This is a genomic window from Yersinia sp. J1, from assembly GCF_050586585.1.
Classification (GTDB): Bacteria; Pseudomonadota; Gammaproteobacteria; order Enterobacterales; family Enterobacteriaceae; genus Yersinia; species Yersinia entomophaga.
This window is the reverse complement of record NZ_JBOBDP010000020.1, coordinates 25,826-46,171: the sequence shown is the minus strand read 5'-3', so window position 1 is coordinate 46,171 and position 20,346 is coordinate 25,826. Positions and strand designations below refer to the sequence as shown.

Below are 20,346 nucleotides of genomic sequence, written 5' to 3'. Positions count from 1 at the left end.
TCGCAATTCGCTTAAGTTACGATCGGTTTAAGCTACATATCTCGCTTGAGTCCTAAATGGTTTATAGCTGCATATCGTCGAGAAACTGTTCCAATCGTTGACGAATCGGCGCGATAACCTCTTCATCCTGCCCGGCCAACACCGTCTCGAACTCCCGTAACCAAATGCCAATTTGCCTGCGCGGGTCACCTAACGTCTGCGCCCAGGCTTTCTCAATACGCGCTAATAACGCCCGATTGTGCAGACTGTCGCGAGGATGGATTTTCAGGCAGTTGAGACGTTGATGGCTTTCCCGACGCTGCTGCTCTGTCAGTCCGGTTGGGCTATGGTCGATGACTTTGCTAAAAGTGCCGCCGCTGTCTGGAATATTCACGTCCACCTCTAACAACCCGTTGATATCGTAACTGAAGCGCACATCGAGAGATTGCAGGCGTCCGTTAGGCTGAACTGGAACTTCAAACTCATCGATAAAGATATTGTTATCTACGTGAGGACTTTCCCCTTGATAAATGGCAATACTGATGGCTTTTTGATTCGGATAGCGAGTGGAGTAAGTCTCCACCCGCGAAGTGGGTACTACGGTATTTCGTTCCAGAATCGGTGAGAAAATACCGCTGCGTTTCTCCTCGGCGGTAGCAATACCTAGGGTGTAGGGGCACACATCGGTCAAAATAACTTCTTCGATATCTTCATTACGTAAACGACAGGCGGCCTGCGCGGCGGCACCTAACGCCACAATAGTGCTAGGATCGAGGTGCTGATGTGGCAGTTTGCCGAATAAACGTACCACGAGTTTCTGAATGATGTTCATCCGTGATGCGCCGCCGACCAACACCAAATGATCCAACTGCTGTGGCTGCAAACGTGCATCGTGCAACGCCTGTTCGATAGGCGCCCGCAGGCGATTGATCAGCGGTAGCCAGATGTCTTCAATACGTAGCTCATCCAGAGCCATACACCAATGCTTGTCTTGCCAGTGCCAGCTTAATTCGTAGCGGGCCGTTTGCCCATTGAACTGATATTTCAGCTGTTCGGCGCTGTGGTAGAGGCGAGACAAATCCGTTGCCGGTATCGATTCGGCAGACAATTGCCACTCTTTCAGCGCCGCATTTATCAACGCCTGAGTGAAGTCTTCGCCCCCCAGATAGTTGTCACCGGCGGAACCCTGAACTTCGATCAGCGGTAATGCGTATTCCAGAACGGTAATATCGAAGGTTCCACCGCCCAAATCGAACACTAAAGTGCGCCCGTGATTCTGAGTATGCAAACCGTAAGCCATGGACGCGGCGGTCGGCTCGTTGATCAACCGAACCGCATTCAGCCCCGACAGCTCAGCGGCAAAACGGGTTTGCTTGCGCTGTTCATCACTGAAATAGGCCGGAACTGAAATCACAACGTCGCTAACCGGTTGGCCGAGATAGTTTTCTGCATCGGCCTTCAGGGATTTCAGCACCAGAGCGGACAGTTCGGGCGCATCGAAGTTTTGCTGAGCCAGTTTGAACTGCTTTTTGCTGCCCATATAGCGTTTAAACACTGAGGCTGACCTTTCTGGATGAGTGGTCAGGCGAGAAAGCGCGGCGCGTCCCACCAAAATAGAGCCGTCCTCGTCGATACTGACCACCGATGGGGTCAAAAACTCGTTTAAGGCGTTGGGAATCAGTACCGCTTGCCCCTCTTGCCAAACGCTAATCAGGCTATTGGTCGTGCCTAAATCGATGCCAATGGCTAAAGGCGCGCGCTGTTGTTCCGTCATGTTGATTATCTCGTTGAAATATTAGCGTTAAATTCAGGGTGAAGTTTCGCTGGGCATGGTGCATGCCCAGCGCTGTGCTGACAAAAAGGGGCTTTCGCTAAAACGGATAAAAACTTAACGCTTTTTGAGGAACTGAATATTCTGTGCCGTTGTATTTCAACAGCATACTGTTTTTCCTCACTTTGACTTCTTTATCGACACAGTTATCTTCTTTTAATAATTCGCTGCGACGGGAAGTGGTGACCGAATTGATTTGCAGATCGTTAAAGCCGTGAGTCTGGGTTTTAGCGACGGAAATCGTGCGTTTATCTTCGGAAAATTCACCGGTACAGTTACCGTCCCATTCGCCGCTATATTGATCCATCTGCAACGGCTTAGTTAATTTATTCAGTTTGCCATCTTGCAGGTTATATAAGGTTAATACGTAGTCCGCGATTGGATTAACGCGCGATGAACCGCGATGGTAGGTGCGTATGCCGAAGGCGCGGTTCTCCGCCGTTAATTGATAGCGTGCGGTGTCAATGCTAATGTTATCGGTATAAATCGCATCATCGCTGATGGCTTTTTGATCGTAGCGGTGAGCGATTAACTTACCGGTAGCCGAATCGACCACTAATACATCGACATCATAAGTCGGTTGATCGGAATACTGTTCGGGAATATCCGAAATCAGGGTCATCACGACAATAGTTTTATCCGGTGCATAGGGCCAGACTTTACAGATGTTCAGGTTTGACGGCGCTAGCGTTAATTCCGGATGTAGTGTTTTCGCCAATTGAGGAATAAAGCTCTGGCAGTCCGCCAACGAATAAGATGAAAACATAAGTGAAGAAAGAAGAAGGAAAATCCTGCGCATAGTCTGAGTCCCTGACGCTAGCCAAATAAAATAGGCAACGGTAGAAAGAGTGTGGAAATCACCGATACACGGTAACTCACTGAAATAAGGTAACTAAATGCTACCTGTCTATGGATTATTACACGGATAGAGAGAGTTACCTAACGGCGTAATTATGAAAGGGGAAATATTTTAATCGAATTTTTTATGCCAGATGGCTGGAAAATAATGCGGTGCTTTATTAACCAGAATACGTCAGGTTGCGATCTGAAATTTATTAAAACCAAGCCAAGGTTGGGTTAGTTAGAGTATTTAGCTAGCAATAAGCTTTTTCCAGCGTCAAGATTGTCTTATTCCGCAAGGAAAGACTTACGTAGAGCAGAAAACTGTATTAGTGTGATGAGCCTGCTGTTAGAGCACTGAATTGTCACATTTCGCCGCCCATTTATCGGGGGCAGAATAACTAACGTGCCGGGGTTACCCAAAAGCAGAATAACAATGTTGCTGTGCGAATTTTAGCATGACTTTACTTATCGGTTGGTAATGGGTTGAAGAAGGAATCTGGCGTGACGAAAATACGGGTTGGGGTCATTTTTGGTGGCAAGTCGGCTGAGCATGAAGTGTCATTGCAATCGGCTAAAAATATTGTTGATGCCGTAGATACGGAAAAATTTGAAGTCACCTTGTTAGGCATTGATAAACAGGGCCAGTGGCATATTAACGATGCGTCGAGCTATCTGTTACACGCGGAAAACCCTGCGTTGATCGCCCTGAATCACTCGAATCAAAACGTCGCTTTGGTGCCGGGCCAACGACAGCATCAACTGATTGATGCAAGTAATGCCGCAGCGTTGACGCAACTGGACGTAGTCTTCCCTATTGTTCACGGTACGCTAGGCGAAGATGGCTCTTTGCAGGGCTTGCTTCGCATGGCGAACATTCCCTTTGTCGGCTCTGGCGTAGTCGGTTCGGCTGCCAGTATGGATAAAGACGTGACCAAGCGCCTGCTGCGGGATGCCGGGCTGAACGTTGCGCCGTTTATCACTTTAACCCGCGCCAATCGTCACCAATACACTTTTGAGCAAGTGCAGGAGAAACTGGGGTTGCCGCTGTTTATCAAACCGGCTAATCAGGGATCTTCCGTTGGGGTCAGTAAAGTTCGTAATGCCGTAGAATTTGCCCATGCGGTCGAGCTGGCCTTCAGTTTTGACCATAAAGTATTGGTTGAATCGGCTATTGTTGGGCGTGAAATCGAATGTGCGGTATTGGGAAACGATCGCCCGAAAGCCAGCCTGTGTGGCGAAGTGGTGATCAGCGATGAATTTTATTCTTACGATACCAAATATATTAGCGACAGCGGTGCTCAGGTTGTGATTCCGGCGGTTCTGGAGCCACACATCAGCGATAATATTCGCGCCGTAGCTGTGGAAGCGTTCCGTACTCTGGAGTGTTTGGGTATGGCGCGTGTGGACGTGTTCCTGACGCCTGATAACCAAATTGTCATCAATGAAATCAATACGTTACCTGGTTTTACCAACATCAGTATGTATCCGAAGCTGTGGCGCGCCACTGGCATCAATTCTACCGAGCTTATCACTACACTGATTGAACTCGCTTTGGAACGTCATCAGCAGGATCAGGCGTTAAAAAGCTCGATTTCACTGAGTGAACAAGCGAAATAGCCTCTATTTATTTCACCTATGATGATGTGCGATAGGTGAAATGGAACTCTGTAAAAAGCTGCCTGGTGCAGCTTTTTTATTGCCTAAAAATATGTGGACGGTAATTATTGTCAGTATTTGACATTATGTCACTTAATGACAATAATTCAGAAATGAAACTTACAGAAGACCAGCTCTTACTTCGAGAGAGCAAAAAAATTGTCGAAGCCTTAGGAAACACTTTTGCGCCGCTGGTGGAATTCGTGCTGCACGATTTAACCCATCCGGAGTACGCCATTGTGGCAATTGCTAATAATTTGTCCGGACGAGAAGTGGGGGAACCTGCTACAGAACTGGGGTTGAGCCGCATAGCCGATCCTAACTTTCCCGAAGTGCTCCAAAACTACCCCAATCAGTTTCCCGATGGTCGCCCAGCCAAAAGCACCTCTATCGGTTTGAAAAATAGCAAAGGAGAGTTTATTGGTGCGCTCTGCCTCAATATGGATATTTCTCTGTTCTCCGCCGTTAGCAGCAGTCTGGCGCAGCTGACGCAAACGTTGCCCAATGACATTCAGGAAAATCTGCAATCCCCGCGTTTGGAAACTCTGCGTGCGCGATTGGAACAATTCGCCACGGCCTGGAACACCACGCCACGCGGCCTGACGCCGGCTCAACGCCGTGAAGTGGTTCGGCAATTGGCCAAGGAAGGATTGATGGATTTGAAAAATGCGCAAACAGTCGTGGCCAACAATTTTGGGGTCGCGCGCTCCACAGTTTATACCTATCTCCCAACTGATGAAGGAAGTTGAAAATGCCCCGGCTCGCAATTGGATATGACGATATTGTACAGGCACATCAACGTATTGCCGATGAAGTAGTCAAAACACCGGTATTCACTTCTGCCACGGCAGACGCCCAAACCGGAGCGTCGTTGTTTTTCAAATGTGAAAATTTTCAGCACATGGGCGCTTTTAAGTTTCGCGGCGCTTTTAACGCTTTAGCGCAGTTAACACCAGAGCAGCGAGAGAAGGGGGTCGTCACTTTTTCATCTGGCAATCATGCTCAGGCCATCGCACTGGCCGCGCGAAAACTGGGCATCCGCGCCACCATCATTATGCCTATTGATGCGCCAGCGGTGAAAATTGCCGCTACCAAAGGTTACGGTGGCGAAGTCATTCTCTACGATCGCTATACCGAAGATCGCGATGCGATTGGAAAACGATTGGCGGCTGAACGAGGTTTAACGCTGATACCTCCCTATGATCATCCCCATGTAATGGCTGGGCAGGGCACGGCGGCGAAAGAACTGTTTGAGGAAGTGGGGGACCTGGATGTACTCATCGTTCCTTTGGGCGGTGGCGGTCTGTTATCTGGCTGCGCCACGGCCGCCAAGGCTTTGAATCCACAATGTTTGGTGATCGGCGCTGAGCCTGAAGCGGGTAATGACGGGCAGCAGAGCTTTCGCAGTGGGAAAATTGTGAAAATCGCTACGCCGCACACTATTGCCGACGGTGCGCAGACGCCATTTCTGGGAAACTATACTTTTCCGGTGATACAAGAACGAGTGGACGACATACTTACCGCCAGCGACGCTGAGTTAATTACAACCATGAAATTTCTTGCTAGTCGGATGAAAATACTGGCCGAGCCTACGGGATGTCTGGCGGCCGCCGTGGCGTTTGGGGAGGCGCTGGACCTGCGCGGCAAACGGGTCGGGGTGATAATTTCCGGTGGAAATGTGGATCTCAGCCGCTTTGCCCACTTCATCCAGCAGGAAAATTAATCTCTGATATTCACCTGATAAATCTTAATAGAAATCCGCCGCCAGGCCATGACAGCCACGTAGCCTGCGCCGACGGCCGGGCCTATCTTTTCGGCCAGTTGACCATAATTGCTCTAGGGAAACCGTTGACGAATCAGCCAGTTGAATCTCAGTTGGCACAGGTATTCGACAATATAGATCGCGTACTGCTTAGTTGTGGCTGCGATTGCAGTGCGTTGATACGGATTCGGGGGTATCTGAACGATGAAGGATTGTGCTTGCAATTCAATCAATTATACGCTCATTGTTTAGGGGAACATCGGTCAGTGCGTTGCGTAGTACCCGTAGCCGAATTGCACTATGGATTAATGGTCGAAATTAAGGCCATTGCTCAATAAGTGCACTAAATATTGTACCTGTTTATAAATAAGGTTGGGCGCCAGGCGCAGATGAGTAGGACTGGCATTTATCTTTATCATCATTTTATTTTATCTATCATCTGTTTTTCCATAGTAGACGGCAAAACAGATGCCTCTCCCCGAGTCTTTATCTCTAAGATTTTTATCGTCAGTTAATTTATAACTAATTGTAAATAAAGCTATATTTTTTTGTTTTTTTAATGGCTGGTTATGATGAAGTCGAAACCCTTTAATTTTGACTGCCCTCAATGAAGAAAATAGAGAAAGTTTCATTAGTGTAACTAAAGTGTTTATTGCGGGTTACAATCGGAGCTGCAAACATGATGCTGGTCATCATTTGCGCATTTCGCATTATTTTCCTGTTGTATTTTATCCACCATATAAATGCTGTGCATATATACAGTATATTGCTGTACACATAATGAAAATTAATTCAAGGATGAGTAATATGAAAACTTCAACAAAAACACAGTACCCTATTATTTTAGTACACGGCCTATTTGGTTTTGACAAAATGCTGGGCTATCCCTACTTTTTCAAAATCCAGCCAGCATTGGAAGTTGCCGGTGCACAAGTGTTCACTGCGTCAGTTTCTGCAACCAATTCAAATGAAACGAGAGGTGAGCAACTACTTGATTTTATTCGATATATTTTGAATAAAACCGGAGCGAAAAAGGTGAATCTCATCGGCCACAGCCAAGGGCCTTTAGCCTGCCGTTATGCTGCCGCGATGCGTCCTGACCTGGTGGCGTCTGTCACTTCGGTTAACGGTGTCAACCACGGTTCAGAGTTTGCCGATCGGGTTCGTGAAGCCTTTGTCGAAGGTGGCCTGCCTGAATCAGTGGCTAATTTGGTTGTCTCTACATTCACAAATTTAATGTCTTTACTCAGTGGTCATCCAGAACTGCCTCAGGATGCTATTGCGTCACTGGATGCATTAACCACGAAAGGCGTTACGGAATTTAACGCCAAATATCCGCAGGGTCTGCCAGAGAAATGGGGGGGCGAAGGCAAGGAAGTTGAAAACGGCGTTCATTACTATTCATGGGGTGGATTTATCCAAGGAGGGATTCTTGAGCAAGGGTTGAATACAGCTGATCCACTGCATATCGCGATGCGCGTTGGTTCACAATTCTTTATTAGAGAGGCAGAACAGAACGATGGCATGGTAGGGCGTTTTAGTATGCATTTAGGTAAAGTTATTCGTTCGAATTATTCAATGGACCATATGGATGCGGTCAACCAAACGGCTGGCGTAGTGCCAGTGCATCTTGATCCGGTGAAAATGTTCGTCGACCATGCAGCATTCTTAAAGTCTAAGTCTCTGTAGTCCACTTCGACTGAGATGAAAAGGGGAGCGTTGTTGTTAAGTCACGCAACCTGATTAGTGACGTTGTAACCTAATCGCTCAACTATTTAACTCAACCATAAAAGAGAAATAACAGAGACTCCCCTGCGGCCGAGAGGGAGTCTCTGAAAACGATTACAGGTGTTTTTTCGCGAAGTTAACAATATCTTGCTTAAAGTCGCTGACCTTCTTCTCTGGTGATTTCTTACATAACTCAAACACCTTCGGCGTTACAACGGTATCAATTTCTTGATAGTCAACGAAATCGCCTTTTTTATATTGCGTATCGTCATTCAACATCCAGAATACGACCGGAGTGAAGCTTTTCGGGTTCAGGTCGATAAACTCTTTACAGCTCATATCCGCTGGCGTAGTCGGGCTGGTAGCGGCAGCAAATGACGCGGTGGCTGCGCACAGCAGCAAACCAGCCAATGGGATATTACGTAATGATTTAAATGACATGCCTATCTCCTTGCGGTTTCGGATCAATAATTTCCAATATAACTCAGGTTCTGGTTTATATTTCGAGTCTAAGCATGGACCAATAATTTAAATTAGGCCAGTAATTCACTTAATTTATCTGTTGCGCCATTCGACTACTTATCCTCTACGGTAAATATTCAATTTATAGTTATGCGTCGATATTATATTAATTCGCATGGTTATTATTGGGTTTATAATTTGATTTTTATTTGAAATTGGCCAGGAGATTATTTTTATTTGTTAGTAAGGCTTATTACGTTGTTTTCAGTGTGATATTTAATTCGGATAAGCGTAATGCCAGGCTCCGGATGCTATTATTTTACAGTTTGAACTGAGGTGAGAATAGCATGGGGTGGGAAACGGAAGTTCTAAATTTCAATAAACGGACTAAAGGTAAATCATGAATAAAGAAAAACCAAACATGGCACTGATATTTATCATTTTACTTACAGTGAGAATTCATGCTGAGGCTCACAACATTAATAATGTCATCCCTCGTTCTGATAACCGAGAACACTTATCATCGCGCGTATTGGAAGAAAGTAATCAGGCTGTATCTCTCTATAATATTGGTAGCGGCACGTTGGTCTACAGTTCCGAATACAAACAAAAAGAATATCTATCTGCTGATTATGCATATAATCTTAATGGAGGATGGAAAGAAAATGCAAACTGGAAATATATTTATAATAGGAATGGTACGGTATCATTTAAAAATAGATACTCAGGACTATGCCTACAATATTACGGGACAGAATATCAGGTCATTGAAGATACCTGTGATCCCTTATTGAGAAATCAGCAAATCAATCTGGAACTGGTCAGCTCTGGCGGAATGCTTATGCGGTTTAATAGTAATAATGAATGCCTTTATATTCATCCTGGCATCAGCCATTACTATGTATACAGTGATAAATGCGAAGAGATCAATTTTTATCATTACTGGACCATCGTACCTCCGCTCAATAACTGAGTGAATCCACAGGGAGTGAATAATGAAGAGTGTTTTATCTAGGATGTTTGTGTTTGGAGGCTTGTATTGGTCAACGTTATTATCAGCCTCAGTGACAGACTACCAATTAGCGACCTGGAATATTCAAGGCGCGGGCAGCGGCGCGGCCAGTAATTCTAAATGGGTTAGCGGCATTGCCAATATGTTTTTGCGTGAAAATATCCAGGTTGTTGCCATTCAGGAGGCGGGGGCCAGACCGCCTTCCGCATGCCCTTATCCCAGTCCGGGAACCCCAGGAGGCATTGATTTACAACGAATCGCCGGCGGGGCACCAAATAGAGTCAATCCACAACGGCGTGGTGTGATCTCCGACGTTGAAGAATCGCTCTGGCAACCCGGCGGACGACGTGGCGGAAATATTTATATCTATCATATAGATCATGATACCAACGCGCATCGGGTTAATATTGCTATTGCCTCGCGGATTCGGGCGGATGAAGTCCTTATTATTCCTCCGTTGGAAACCGGGCCTAATGCACGGCCAACATTAGGCATTCGAATCGGTAATGACTATTTTTTTAGCCTTCACGCTGGAGCGCATCAACATAATGAGGCTGCGATGATTGTGCAATTCATTGATAACTATATGGCTAACAGCGTATTAACGCGGCGTGCGGAGGCAACTTGGATACTCATGGGGGATTTTAACCAATCGCCGGATAGTTTACGCGCCAGCTTGTCATTGCCTGGCACTACGATGCTGAATACTTACCACGTTGTTGATCCCAATGTGCCAACGCATCAGGGGGGGAATACGCTGGATTACGCCGTGCTGGGGGCTGCAACCGGTACGGTTAGGCTGTTTGCCGTCCCGCTTATAGCTGCGATGATGACTTATATGTCCGATCACATTGCCGTTCGATTTAATCAATAATACCGAATTAATACACAAGACTGTTCAGAAAGGCGCTTAGAATCTATGGGCTAATCTACTTTAATATGACGGATAGCCCTTTTTTTAAATTGAGAGTAACGGTTGTTAAAGTTAATAATGTTGGATTTACGAAATATATCACTACTGTAATGTTTAATGCTGTAATTAATACTAAAAAATTCTCAACAATACTTATTTAAACAAAGTGTAGTAATAATGGCGATGGAAGAATAGGTTACGTTAGACCATTTAAAAAGTAAGGCATTAGCTGGGTGTAACATATTGATTATAGCTATCATATTTATAGGTAAAAACAATTCTATTATTTCTCACAACTTACCTTGTTCTCAGCATCCCTTTGGGTTCTATAAAAAAACAGTCACCTATGCTATCATTTACAGTAATTATCATTAATAAACTTAATGAAACGTTATTGTTTTATTTACATCTTTAAATATAGGTGAGTTAATTTTATGAGTTTACGTTATTTTTACCGAAATAGCCTGCGGCTCTTCGCCAGGAGATTAGCGGGCAACTATCGTAAAAGTGATCGATCTCATAAACATGCCGGTAATGATCAACTGATTAATCTGCATTTGGAATCACTGCTTAATGCTGCAACTCAGGTAGCGATTATCACGACCGATCTGGATAATCGTATCCAGATTTTCAACGCTGGCGCAGAAAAGATGTTTGGCTATGAAAAGGAAGAAGTTTTAGGAAAATTAGCGACGGAGGTTATCTATGTCGACTCCAACAAAGCCGAGCAAAGCTGCGTAAAAAATCTGTTGAAGAACCAACCTGAATCAAGCGAATGGCTTTATCGACGCAAAGACGGTGATGCTTTTTGGGGCGATTTAAGCATACACGTTATTAATAATGAGTATAAAGAGCCCATTGGTTATGTCAGCCTGATCTCAGACATTTCCGAGCGTAAAGAGCTATTGATAAAGCTGGAAAACAGCAAAAGAATAATGGACAAGTTGACGCGAAACATCCCAGCGATGATTTATGCCTATCATCTCAGTGAAGCGGGAGAGTCTTATTTTAAGTATTGTAGTGACGGTATCCATAAAATATTCGGGTTGTCCCCAGAACAGGTGACGAATATTCCGAAACAAGATAATCCGATATTCTCGCTGATTCATCCTGAAGATATGGCCATGCTGCAAGAAGAAGTCATGGTTTCACGCCGTGATTTATCGGTTTGGCGCTGTGATTTTAGAGTCATATTGCCGGATAAAGGAATGCGCTGGCTTCACGGCGAATCTTTTCCTACTCGTCATGATGACGGATCGACGATGTGGTATGGCTCGTTTTTCGATATAACTGAACTGAAGCAGTCTGAATCAATTTTAAAAGCCTTAGCGCAGACGGATGTGCTGACCGGCGTTTCCAACCGTCGTCATTTCGATGAGGTTTACCATCAAACCTGGAAGGTCAGTCAGGTATCCGAAGAGTCTCTTTCCATATTAATGATCGATTTTGATAACTTCAAAAGCTTTAACGATCAGTATGGTCATGCTCGCGGGGATATTTGTTTAAAACTGGTGGTGGAGACCTTGTCTTCTTTCATCAGAGAAAATACCGATATGATTGCGCGTTACGGCGGGGAGGAGTTCATTGTTCTGCTATCACCAAGCAACCATGACGAAGCGCTTCTGGTTGCTGAACGGATGCGCGATTCTATTGAGCGGTTGGATATTCCTCATGCGATGTCGCCCAAAGGTAAGGTGACGATCAGCATCGGCGTGGCGACGATGGTTCCGAAGAAAGAGGGATTATCCGCCAGCGATATGTCGGATATTGCAGATAAAGCGTTGTATCGGGCAAAACAGGCGGGTAAAAATCGTGTGGAGGCCGTGTCGCTCTGAGGCGAACTGAAAATGCGAAACTGGCGTTGCGTCAGGCGGAGAGAAAATATCGGTTTGAGGGAAATAAATGGCAGAGCAACAGGGAGTGCTCTGCCCGTGGTATTAATCAGGATCCTGAGCGGCGCGCAGACGTTCTTGCTCTTCTGCAATGACCGCTTTAATTTCTTCCAGCACTGACTCGACATCCGCTGCCTGAGTACTTTCTGCAAACACTCCGGTTAGCTGAGTGTCAGGACGAAGTTTGCCATCTTCATACAGCGCCCACATTTCTTTGGCATATTTTCGCCCTAATAACTCAGGCGCATACTGGCCGTAATAGTTGGTCATGTTGGCTACATCTCGTTCCAGCATGGATTTGGCATGGTTATTGGCAGCGGCGTTAACGACTTGCGGCAGATCGATGATCACCGGGCCTTCCGCATCCATTAACACGTTGAATTCAGACAAATCGCCATGAACTAACCCGGCGCACAGCATGCGGACCACGGATTGAATGATCAAGGCGTGATCGTGCACCGCCTGCTCCGGCGTGAGAGGAACATCGCTCAGACGCGGTGCGGCCGAGCCGTTTTCATCGGTTACCAACTCCATCAACAATACGCCGTCTAGACAGGCATAGGGCTGAGGAACGCGCACGCCGGCGTTGGCTAACACATACAGAGCGTCAACCTCGGCGGTTTGCCAGGTTTCCTCTTGCTGCTTACGGCCAAACTTCGAGCCTTTCGCCATCGCTCTGGCATCGCGACTGTTTCTGACTTTGCGACCTTCCTGATACTGTACGGCCTGCTTGAAGCTACGGTTTTCGGCTTCTTTATAAACTTTGGCGCAGCGAATATCGGAGCCGCAGCGAACGACATAGACGTCGGCTTCTTTACCACTTTTCAAACGGCGGATGACTTCATCAACCAAGCCGTCATCAACCAAGGGTTGGATTCGTTTTGGAATTTTCATGGCGTCCTTTTACCCTATTTAAGCCCGCGATGGAATGGTTTTGGTCGAATTTTCCTCCAGTTTACCATCCGCCATCTACCGCAGGTGGTATTTAGGGGATCAGGCCGCGTTAAATTGCGCATTGTACAATCGGGCATAGGCGCCTTGCTGTCCTAAAAGCTCCTGATGATTGCCTTGTTCAACAATACCTTCCTTATCTACCACGATGATTCGGTCGGCGTTTTGAATGGTGGCCAGACGGTGGGCAATCACTAACGTGGTACGACCACGAGATAGCTCAATCAGCGCCTGCTGAATCGCCTGTTCGGTGGCGGTATCCAGGGCAGAAGTTGCTTCATCCAAAATCAGAATCGGCGGATTTTTTAGGAAGATTCGCGCAATGGAAAGACGCTGTTTTTGGCCGCCTGACAGCTTGACGCCGCGTTCACCTACCCGCGTGTCCAGTCCATCGGGCAGGGCGTTGATGAGTTCATCCAGTTTGGCCTGTTGGGCCGCGAGCATGATCTCGTCATCGCTGGCATCCAGTTTGCCGTAGGCAATGTTTTCTCGAATGGTTCCGCCAAACAGGAAGACATCTTGTTGAACAATACCAATGTTATGACGCAAGGATTGCTGCGTCATAGTTTGGATATCAATACCATCAATGGTTATCAAACCCGAATCTATCTCGTAGAAACGTGGCAGCAGAGAGCATAGGGTCGTTTTACCTGCGCCAGACGGCCCAACGAAAGCCACGGTTTCTCCTGCGCGAATACGCAGATTCAAGCCGGTAAAGATAGGGCTTTGTGGCGTATAACCGAAAGTGACATTGTTATAACAAATATCACCTTTTAAATGGCCAACCTGCTGTGCATCTGGGCTGTCCTGAATGTCTGGTGCAGTATCAATCAACTGGGTAAAACGTTTAAAACCGGCAATCCCTTTCGGATAGCTTTCTAATACCGAGGTGATTTTAGCCACCGGCCGGAAGAAGACTTCCACTAGTAACAAGAATCCGACGAAACCGCCGTAGCTCAATTGCCCCTGAATGACGTACCAGGTGCCGAAAACCATCACGATCAACTGAACCAAACGGGTACTCAGATAGCTGAGCGTCATGCTGGTGGTCATAATGCGGTAAGCACGTAGCTTGGTGGTACGGTAGTTTTCGTTATCTTTAGCAAACAGTTTCTTTTCGTGAGACTCATTTGCAAAAGCCTTCACTACGCGAATTCCTCCGATGCTTTCTCCGATTCGCGCATTAAAATTGCCTACCTGACCAAATAGTTTTCTCCATGTATCAGTCATTTGCGAACCATAGCGGCTGACCATATAAGTCATACAGGGCACGATAACAATGGTGATGAGGGCCAGAGGCAGATGCACCATGGCCATCAGGATAAAGGCCCCGATAAAGGTCATGATTGCGATAAACAAATCTTCCGGGCCGTGGTGCGCTATTTCACCGACTTCTTCTAAATCTTTAGTGACATGGGTAATGATATGGCCAGTTTTTGTATTGTCATAATAGCGGAAAGACAGTTTTTGCAGGTGGCTAAACGCTTGTCGGCGCATATCGGTTTCTATACCAACGCCAAGCGCATGACCCCAATAGTTTACGACGGCCATCAAAGCAGTATTCAACAAATAAATTAAGAGTAAGCCGGCTGCGGCCCATAGAATCAATGACCAGTTCTGGTCCGGAAGCAGTTTATCAATGAAGGTTTTGACTGCCATAGGGAAGCCTAACTCCAGCAAACCAGCCAGAATGGCACAACCAAAATCGAGGAGGAAAAGCCCTTTATACGGCGTGTAGTAAGCGAAAAAACGGCGGAGCATCAATGCTTCCTTAAAGTCGGAGAGAGACAAATGGGTGAGTTAGTGAATAAATGGCTCATTACCAGTTCGCAGCATAATAAATTTAAATGATTATTAATAGCATCGGTTCCCACAGATGGCAGGTTAGACGGAAAGCGTGGAGTTGGATGTGCTAGCCGGGCAGACAAAAAAGGAACTGGGGTAATATTGCTGGCAGTGAGGGAATACCGCCGCGTAACCTGATATTATCGTGGTGGTTACGCGATGGAATCATTAATCTAAACTGCAAAAAATAATAAATAGAATAGGAAGTTCTTATTTGCTTCCCGCCCAACTGTAAGGCTCAAGCTCTACGTTTAACGGCGGCTGGGCTAAGTTATTGGCAAAATTAGCCAACGTTGCCAGGCTTACGCCGAAAATGACTTCCAACGCATTCTCCATATTGTATCCGGCTTGTAAAAATGCCTGGTATTCAGGTTCAGAGACATTTCCTTGGCTACGTATAATGGCCCGCGTAAATGCGGCAATCGCGTTTAAACGATCATCGGCTAAATTATCGCCCTGACGTAAAGCTTGAGCAATATCTGGGGCAAGCAAATCGTTTCTATCAATAACCGCGCAGTGGCCAGCCACGCAAAAATGGCATTCATGAGCCGTAGCTGAAGCTAATTTAACCACTTCGCGTTCGCTTTGATTAAGGTCTGCGCTGCCGTTGACAGCCGACATTTTTGTATAAGCATTCAATACCTTGGGCGCATGAGCCAAAACGCCAAATAAATTGGGAATAAAACCCAGTTCATTATTTACATGTTCAAATATAGGGCGATTTTCTCGGCTGACGGTTTTAATGGTATAGGGTGTTAGGCGATTCATTATTGGCCTCCTGTCGTCTTTCAGATCTACTATTTTTCACATCTACTAATAATAGATGAAGAATGCCGGTTCTTTTTTTAAATAAACTACATATAGCATTTTTAGATTGTTTTAGTTGTCAAGCTATTAGCCTATTAAAAGTCACCTGACGTGATTAAATTTTGTCGGCGAAACTATTAATTACCATAAAGTGCAAATTAGATGACTATCGTCACGCATTGGCTCATTTTTATCCGTTGCAGATTCTTCCGGCTATTGAGTATTGTTAATGCCCAATGATCAGGAGCTGAATAATGAAACTAGAATTAACCGATGCACCAAAACCTGAAGATATTGAGGCTATTAGTGACGGTTTGAGAGTTTTTAATCGACGTTTTGTTGGTGCGCAACGCAGAAATCCCTTGGCGGTATTTATTACTGATGACAATGGCAAAAACCAGGGCGGGCTGACCGGTTATACCTTAAGCCTATGGCTAAATATTGAAATGCTGTGGGTCTCCGATAGTGTGAGGCACTCTGGGATGGGCACCAGATTGATTCAAATGGCTGAAGAAGAAGCGGTTAAACGAGGTTGTCAGTTTTCTCAGGTTGATACTTTTAGCTTCCAGGCGCGACCATTCTACGAAAAACAGGGCTATCAGCTACAAATGGCGTTAAATAATTATCTGGATACCCATCATCGCTATTATCTCACGAAAGCATTGTCAGTTAGTTAGGGTAAATCGGTTGAGTATCCGAAATATGTTTTTGGCGTAATGATCGTGCCGACAGGGATCAAAACGATAACCTTTGCGCCTCATCAGAATCGAAAGGTTATATACGGTAAGTGATCCCGTCGGCATTGGGGGGAAATGCAGCTACTATATCGACAGCCTTATTTGTTCGATAAGTCGTAATGCTGATTCTTAGCTAACTTAAGACTGGGGCTGCGCTTTATCTATCATATGGAAATCGCGTAGAGCAACGTAGGGATCCCAATATTCTTTGACGTTTTTTAACTGACCGTCGGGTGAAACCGTCACAATACTGATAAAGTTCTGGTGATAAGGCTTTTTATGGTTTTTCGATTTTTTATCTTCAGATGTAGCGGAACGAATAAAACCTGAACTGCTGTATTCGAACACGTAGACTCCAGGTTTATCTGTCGCTAATTGGGTCCAGGTTTGAGGTTTGGAATAACGTAAGTCCTCCAGATAGGCACTTATTTTAGTGAAATAGGCCGTCATCGCTTCGCGGCCTCTTGAACCTCGTGAAAATATCGGGAAATCATCCACCGGCGCATAAACCAATTCGAACTCTCCGGCGGGCGTAAAATATTTTGCGACGTTATCCGGTTTTTCTGACCAACGATTCAGGCTTTGCCAAAAGAATATGGCAACATCTTCAGTGCTATAGCCTGGGAGCAGATAGTATTTACCCTCTTTACTTATAATATGATCTGACAGTTGTTGTGCGGCCAGGGCGGTAGAACTGGCTGATATTGCGGTGAAGATCAATAAACATTTTATTAGCTTGCTCATGAGAAACCCCACTATTTTGTTTAGACAGCCAGATGCTGCATTTTTATTACGGCTTTAATTGTGCTGCCAGACTGAGAGTCAGCCATGGCCTGATTAATTTGATCCAGGGCGTAAAAACGTACCAATTTGTCGACAGGAAAGCGTCCCTGCTGAAATAGGCTAGCCAATCGCGGAATGAATGATATCGGTGCGGCATCACCCATAATGGAACCTCGAACCAAACGGCCACGTAGTAAGTGCATAATATTTAATGGTAAAGTGGCATTTGGTGCGACCACGCCGGTCAGGACGCATTGGCCGTTCTCTGCCAGAGCCGCAATTGCGCTTTCCATCACTGCCGGGCTACCTGCGGCCTCCACCACGTAGTCCACTCCTCGGCCATCGGTTAGTTCTTGAAGCAGCATTGGGAGGCTATTTCGCGTGCGATCCTTTGAGGAATCGATACTGTGAGTGGCGCCCAGGCTTTTTGCCAGCGTCAACCGATTGGCTTTGATATCCACGGCGATAATTGTGGTACAGCCCGCTAAAACTGCGGCCATGATAGCGGCAAGCCCAACGGCTCCCATCCCGAAAATAGCTATCGAGGAACCCGCCTCAGGTTTCAGGCTATTTAAGACGGCACCGGCACCGGTCATCATCCCGCACGCCAGCGGCCCCAAATATTCCAGAGGAATGGTTTTATCCACGGGCACCACGCTGCGGACATTTACCGTGGCATAATTGGCAAAAGACGATTGGCCGAAAAAATGGCTATGAATGGCTTCGCCACTCGTGGGGTCTTGTAGCGAAACCGATTTATCGCTGCGACTGGCGTGCCAGTTAAGTGGCCAATGTTCACGGCAATAGGTCGGTAAACCGATATGGCATTTTTCACATTCTCCGCAGGAAGCAAGCGAAAGCACGACGTGATCGCCTGGTTGGATATGCTTAACACCAGAACCGACGCGTTCAACAATGCCAGCACCTTCATGACCTAAAACCGCAGGCAGAGGTACATTGATCACTTGTTGGTGCGATGCAATGTCGGTATGGCATAGGCCCGTTGCAATAATTTTTACCAGAACCTCATTCTCTCGCGGTTCCTCCAACCTTAATTGGCGGATCTGGAGCAAAGGGTTACTCTCAACGCTAACGGCTGCATGAATATTCATAGTGTTATTCCTAGGTCCTCAATATCTGATCAGAATTTTTCCACGTATGCCACCTTGGCGTATTTGCTCCAACGCGGCGGGCACCTGCTCTAAGCCAATAGTTCGGTCGACCACGACCTGCAGCGTGTTGTTCGCCAGTTTTTCCATTAGCAGGCGCAGGTCCGATAGTTCGGGTTTCATCTCTAGATTCACCAGGCGAATATGCTGGGACATCTTGAGTGACGCGGAACCTATGGTACTGATAGCGGTACCCTGCGGCTTTAGCAGAGGAAGCAGCTGAGCAAAGGCATCTGGAGGGTTTACAAGATCGATAATTCCGTCAATTCCGTTGGTATAGCGCAGTAAAACTTGGGTGTTAACCGAACTCTTATGGCGATCGATAACATTGCAGGCACCGAGTTTATGCAACAAAGTCGTTGCCTCTGTAGCGGCAACAGCAATGACTTTGTAACCGAACTGAGCGGCAAACTGAACTGTAAACGTGCCAACTCCACCGCTGGCACCGACCAGAAGCACGCGGCTACCGGAGGGAAGATTCAATGTGTTAACGGCCTGCCAGGCGGTCATTGCGGCAATAGGTAATGCTGAAGCTTGAACCAGATCGATCAGATTATTAACCCGCAATAACATCGCATCTTCCTGAATGACCTGGTATTCAGCGAAACTCCCGTGACCAATTTGATGATGTAAAAAGTTGCCGATAACCGCATCACCAACCAAAAATTTTGTCACGCCTTCGCCAACGGCTTCAACAATACCCGAGCCTTCCGCACCTAAAATCAGCGGAAAATGATGGGGCTTTTTGCCATCCAAAAAACCTGTAGCAATGCGCCAATCGATGGGATTGAGACTAGCGGCTACCATTCGCAGCAGAATTTCACCTGGGGCTGGAGTGGGTTTATCTAGCGTGGCTAGTTTGGGTGTGTCAGAAAATGAATCAATCATAACCGCTTCCATAGCGCTCTCCTTTCGACTGCGACGAGGTTTTTTATGGTAAATGAGTATATTTGCTGGCTAATCGCGGCAGAAGAGGGGTAAATAGGAAGGACTGTCTCGATTTTTAGGATAATGCAATGCAGAAACTGATGAATCTGGATTTGAACGATCTGTATTACTTCACCTGTGTCGCTGAATTTGGCGGTTTTAGCGCCGCCAGTCGCGCTTTGGGGATTTCCAAATCCAGACTCAGCGCACGTGTGTTAACGCTAGAAAAGAATCTTGGCGTATTGTTGTTTCAACGCACAACCAGACAGGTGCAGTTAACCGAAATTGGGCAAAACATTCTGGAAAACTGCAAGGCCTTGGTCGCAGAGGCTGAAGTGGTGCAAGGCGTTGTTTCCAATTCGCGGGCCGAGGTCGCGGGGCTGGTACGGGTCAGTTGCCCGCCGCTGGCTGCAAGACTTCTGCTAGCGCCTTATCTATCCGATTTTCTGCAGCAATACCCCAAGGTTAGGGTGCAATTGGTCACTTCAGATCAACGTTTCGATCCCATCAGCGATAATCTGGATGTATTAATTCGCCTGCGCGCTGCATCGCAAATGGACGAAGGATTGGTCTCACGCGTACTGGGTCACAGCCAGCGTATTCTGGTCGCCTCACCTGATTATCTTGCTCAGGCCGGTGCTTTGATGGCACCAGAAGACCTGATTAAACACCAGACTCTAAGCCTGATTGATTCAGAGTCGGTACAACAATGGCCGCTCATTGGCCCGGATGACAAGTTGGAGAATATTCAGATTCAGCCCCGGTTAATGTGCATGGAGTGGAGCGTCATGCTGCAAGCCGTTTGTCAGGGATTGGGCATTGCTTCTGTGCCGGACATCGCCTGCCAAAAAGAGATTGCCAGCGGAGCTTTGGTGCGCGTGTTACCGCAATGGGCTTCAAATCCGCTAGTGGTGCATGCCGTTTTTCCTACCCGACGTGGAATGCTGTTATCGGTGCGCGTATTTTTGGACTTTCTGATTGCCACTATGCCTAGGGCGCTCTCAGCTGATAAGTAAGTTGTGGGGTAGCTTCGTGCGCTCTCCGACGTT

The 20,346-nt window shown here is 46.5% G+C and carries 19 protein-coding genes; 10 read left to right on the top strand and 9 right to left on the bottom strand.

Going from position 1 to position 20,346, the window contains the following annotated elements; translation table 11 throughout:
* Window positions 1-61 precede the first annotated feature (61 nt).
* Both ACQ4OC_RS17915 and ACQ4OC_RS17910 read right to left on the bottom strand, forming a co-directional pair.
* On the bottom strand, window positions 62-1,753 hold the full coding sequence (locus ACQ4OC_RS17915) for a molecular chaperone HscC (protein WP_064517890.1): 1,692 nt from the start codon (window positions 1,751-1,753) through the stop codon (window positions 62-64).
* A 97-nt stretch (window positions 1,754-1,850) separates the two neighbouring features.
* A complete protein-coding gene (locus ACQ4OC_RS17910) occupies window positions 1,851-2,609 on the bottom strand; it encodes a hypothetical protein (RefSeq protein WP_128821890.1) in 759 nt (252 codons plus the stop codon).
* A gap of 545 nt (window positions 2,610-3,154) precedes the next feature.
* Here ACQ4OC_RS17910 and ddlA point away from each other — a divergent pair.
* From ddlA to ACQ4OC_RS17885, 5 genes are all read left to right on the top strand, one after another.
* On the top strand, window positions 3,155-4,270 hold the full coding sequence (gene ddlA / locus ACQ4OC_RS17905) for a D-alanine--D-alanine ligase (RefSeq protein ID WP_064517894.1): 1,116 nt from the start codon (window positions 3,155-3,157) through the stop codon (window positions 4,268-4,270).
* Window positions 4,271-4,422: 152 nt separating this feature from the next.
* Window positions 4,423-5,058, top strand: a complete 636-nt coding sequence (locus ACQ4OC_RS17900; protein WP_064518565.1) for a helix-turn-helix transcriptional regulator — start codon at window positions 4,423-4,425, stop codon at window positions 5,056-5,058.
* 2 nt (window positions 5,059-5,060) lie between these two features.
* Window positions 5,061-6,032 (top strand): threo-3-hydroxy-L-aspartate ammonia-lyase, encoded by a 972-nt coding sequence (locus ACQ4OC_RS17895; RefSeq protein ID WP_430971471.1) that lies wholly within the window; start codon window positions 5,061-5,063, stop codon window positions 6,030-6,032.
* Window positions 6,032-6,409 (top strand): RidA family protein, encoded by a 378-nt coding sequence (locus ACQ4OC_RS17890; RefSeq protein ID WP_071925647.1) that lies wholly within the window; start codon window positions 6,032-6,034, stop codon window positions 6,407-6,409. The genes ACQ4OC_RS17895 and ACQ4OC_RS17890 overlap by 1 nt, the downstream gene beginning before the upstream one ends.
* Window positions 6,410-6,878: 469 nt before the next feature.
* Window positions 6,879-7,760, top strand: coding sequence for a lipase family alpha/beta hydrolase (locus tag ACQ4OC_RS17885; protein ID WP_064517898.1), 882 nt, complete (start codon window positions 6,879-6,881; stop codon window positions 7,758-7,760).
* A gap of 153 nt (window positions 7,761-7,913) precedes the next feature.
* Here ACQ4OC_RS17885 and hdeB read toward each other — a convergent pair whose 3' ends face one another.
* Window positions 7,914-8,240: an acid-activated periplasmic chaperone HdeB gene (hdeB, locus tag ACQ4OC_RS17880; RefSeq protein ID WP_430971470.1), complete on the bottom strand. Its 327-nt coding sequence runs from the start codon at window positions 8,238-8,240 to the stop codon at window positions 7,914-7,916.
* Between the two features lie 421 nt (window positions 8,241-8,661).
* On the opposite strand from hdeB, the gene ACQ4OC_RS17875 reads away from it, so the two are divergent.
* The 3 genes from ACQ4OC_RS17875 to ACQ4OC_RS17865 all read left to right on the top strand — a co-directional run bounded on the left by ACQ4OC_RS17875 (window position 8,662) and on the right by ACQ4OC_RS17865 (window position 12,021).
* The gene (locus ACQ4OC_RS17875; protein ID WP_430971469.1) at window positions 8,662-9,234 is read left to right on the top strand and encodes a hypothetical protein; all 573 of its coding nucleotides are present in this window, start codon (window positions 8,662-8,664) and stop codon (window positions 9,232-9,234) included.
* Window positions 9,235-9,256: 22 nt separating this feature from the next.
* Window positions 9,257-10,147, top strand: coding sequence for a cytolethal distending toxin subunit B family protein (locus ACQ4OC_RS17870; protein ID WP_430971468.1), 891 nt, complete (start codon window positions 9,257-9,259; stop codon window positions 10,145-10,147).
* Window positions 10,148-10,620: 473 nt separating this feature from the next.
* Entirely contained in the window at window positions 10,621-12,021 is a 1,401-nt protein-coding gene (locus ACQ4OC_RS17865) for a sensor domain-containing diguanylate cyclase (RefSeq protein WP_064517906.1), read from the top strand.
* 102 nt (window positions 12,022-12,123) lie between these two features.
* Here ACQ4OC_RS17865 and ACQ4OC_RS17860 read toward each other — a convergent pair whose 3' ends face one another.
* From ACQ4OC_RS17860 to ACQ4OC_RS17850, 3 genes are all read right to left on the bottom strand, one after another.
* Window positions 12,124-12,972, bottom strand: a complete 849-nt coding sequence (locus tag ACQ4OC_RS17860; protein ID WP_064517908.1) for a PA4780 family RIO1-like protein kinase — start codon at window positions 12,970-12,972, stop codon at window positions 12,124-12,126.
* 99 nt (window positions 12,973-13,071) lie between these two features.
* Window positions 13,072-14,790 (bottom strand): ABC transporter ATP-binding protein, encoded by a 1,719-nt coding sequence (locus tag ACQ4OC_RS17855; protein ID WP_064517910.1) that lies wholly within the window; start codon window positions 14,788-14,790, stop codon window positions 13,072-13,074.
* A 294-nt stretch (window positions 14,791-15,084) separates the two neighbouring features.
* Window positions 15,085-15,642: a carboxymuconolactone decarboxylase family protein gene (locus ACQ4OC_RS17850; RefSeq protein ID WP_064517912.1), complete on the bottom strand. Its 558-nt coding sequence runs from the start codon at window positions 15,640-15,642 to the stop codon at window positions 15,085-15,087.
* 293 nt (window positions 15,643-15,935) lie between these two features.
* Between ACQ4OC_RS17850 and ACQ4OC_RS17845 the strand changes: the two genes are divergently transcribed.
* Window positions 15,936-16,358, top strand: a complete 423-nt coding sequence (locus ACQ4OC_RS17845; protein ID WP_120806904.1) for a GNAT family N-acetyltransferase — start codon at window positions 15,936-15,938, stop codon at window positions 16,356-16,358.
* Between the two features lie 198 nt (window positions 16,359-16,556).
* Here ACQ4OC_RS17845 and ACQ4OC_RS17840 read toward each other — a convergent pair whose 3' ends face one another.
* Genes ACQ4OC_RS17840 through ACQ4OC_RS17830 form a run of 3 tightly spaced genes read right to left on the bottom strand, consistent with a single transcriptional unit; the run spans window position 16,557 to window position 19,270 of the window.
* Window positions 16,557-17,162, bottom strand: a complete 606-nt coding sequence (locus tag ACQ4OC_RS17840; RefSeq protein WP_120806905.1) for a nuclear transport factor 2 family protein — start codon at window positions 17,160-17,162, stop codon at window positions 16,557-16,559.
* A gap of 20 nt (window positions 17,163-17,182) precedes the next feature.
* Window positions 17,183-18,313 carry an NAD(P)-dependent alcohol dehydrogenase gene (locus tag ACQ4OC_RS17835; protein ID WP_430971467.1) on the bottom strand — a complete coding sequence of 377 codons (1,131 nt, stop codon included), beginning with the start codon at window positions 18,311-18,313 and terminating at the stop codon, window positions 17,183-17,185.
* Between the two features lie 18 nt (window positions 18,314-18,331).
* Entirely contained in the window at window positions 18,332-19,270 is a 939-nt protein-coding gene (locus ACQ4OC_RS17830; RefSeq protein ID WP_430971466.1) for an NADP-dependent oxidoreductase, read from the bottom strand.
* Window positions 19,271-19,386: 116 nt separating this feature from the next.
* Here ACQ4OC_RS17830 and ACQ4OC_RS17825 point away from each other — a divergent pair, with 116 nt between their 5' ends.
* Window positions 19,387-20,313 (top strand): LysR family transcriptional regulator, encoded by a 927-nt coding sequence (locus tag ACQ4OC_RS17825; protein ID WP_064517923.1) that lies wholly within the window; start codon window positions 19,387-19,389, stop codon window positions 20,311-20,313.
* Window positions 20,314-20,346: the final 33 nt, after the last annotated feature.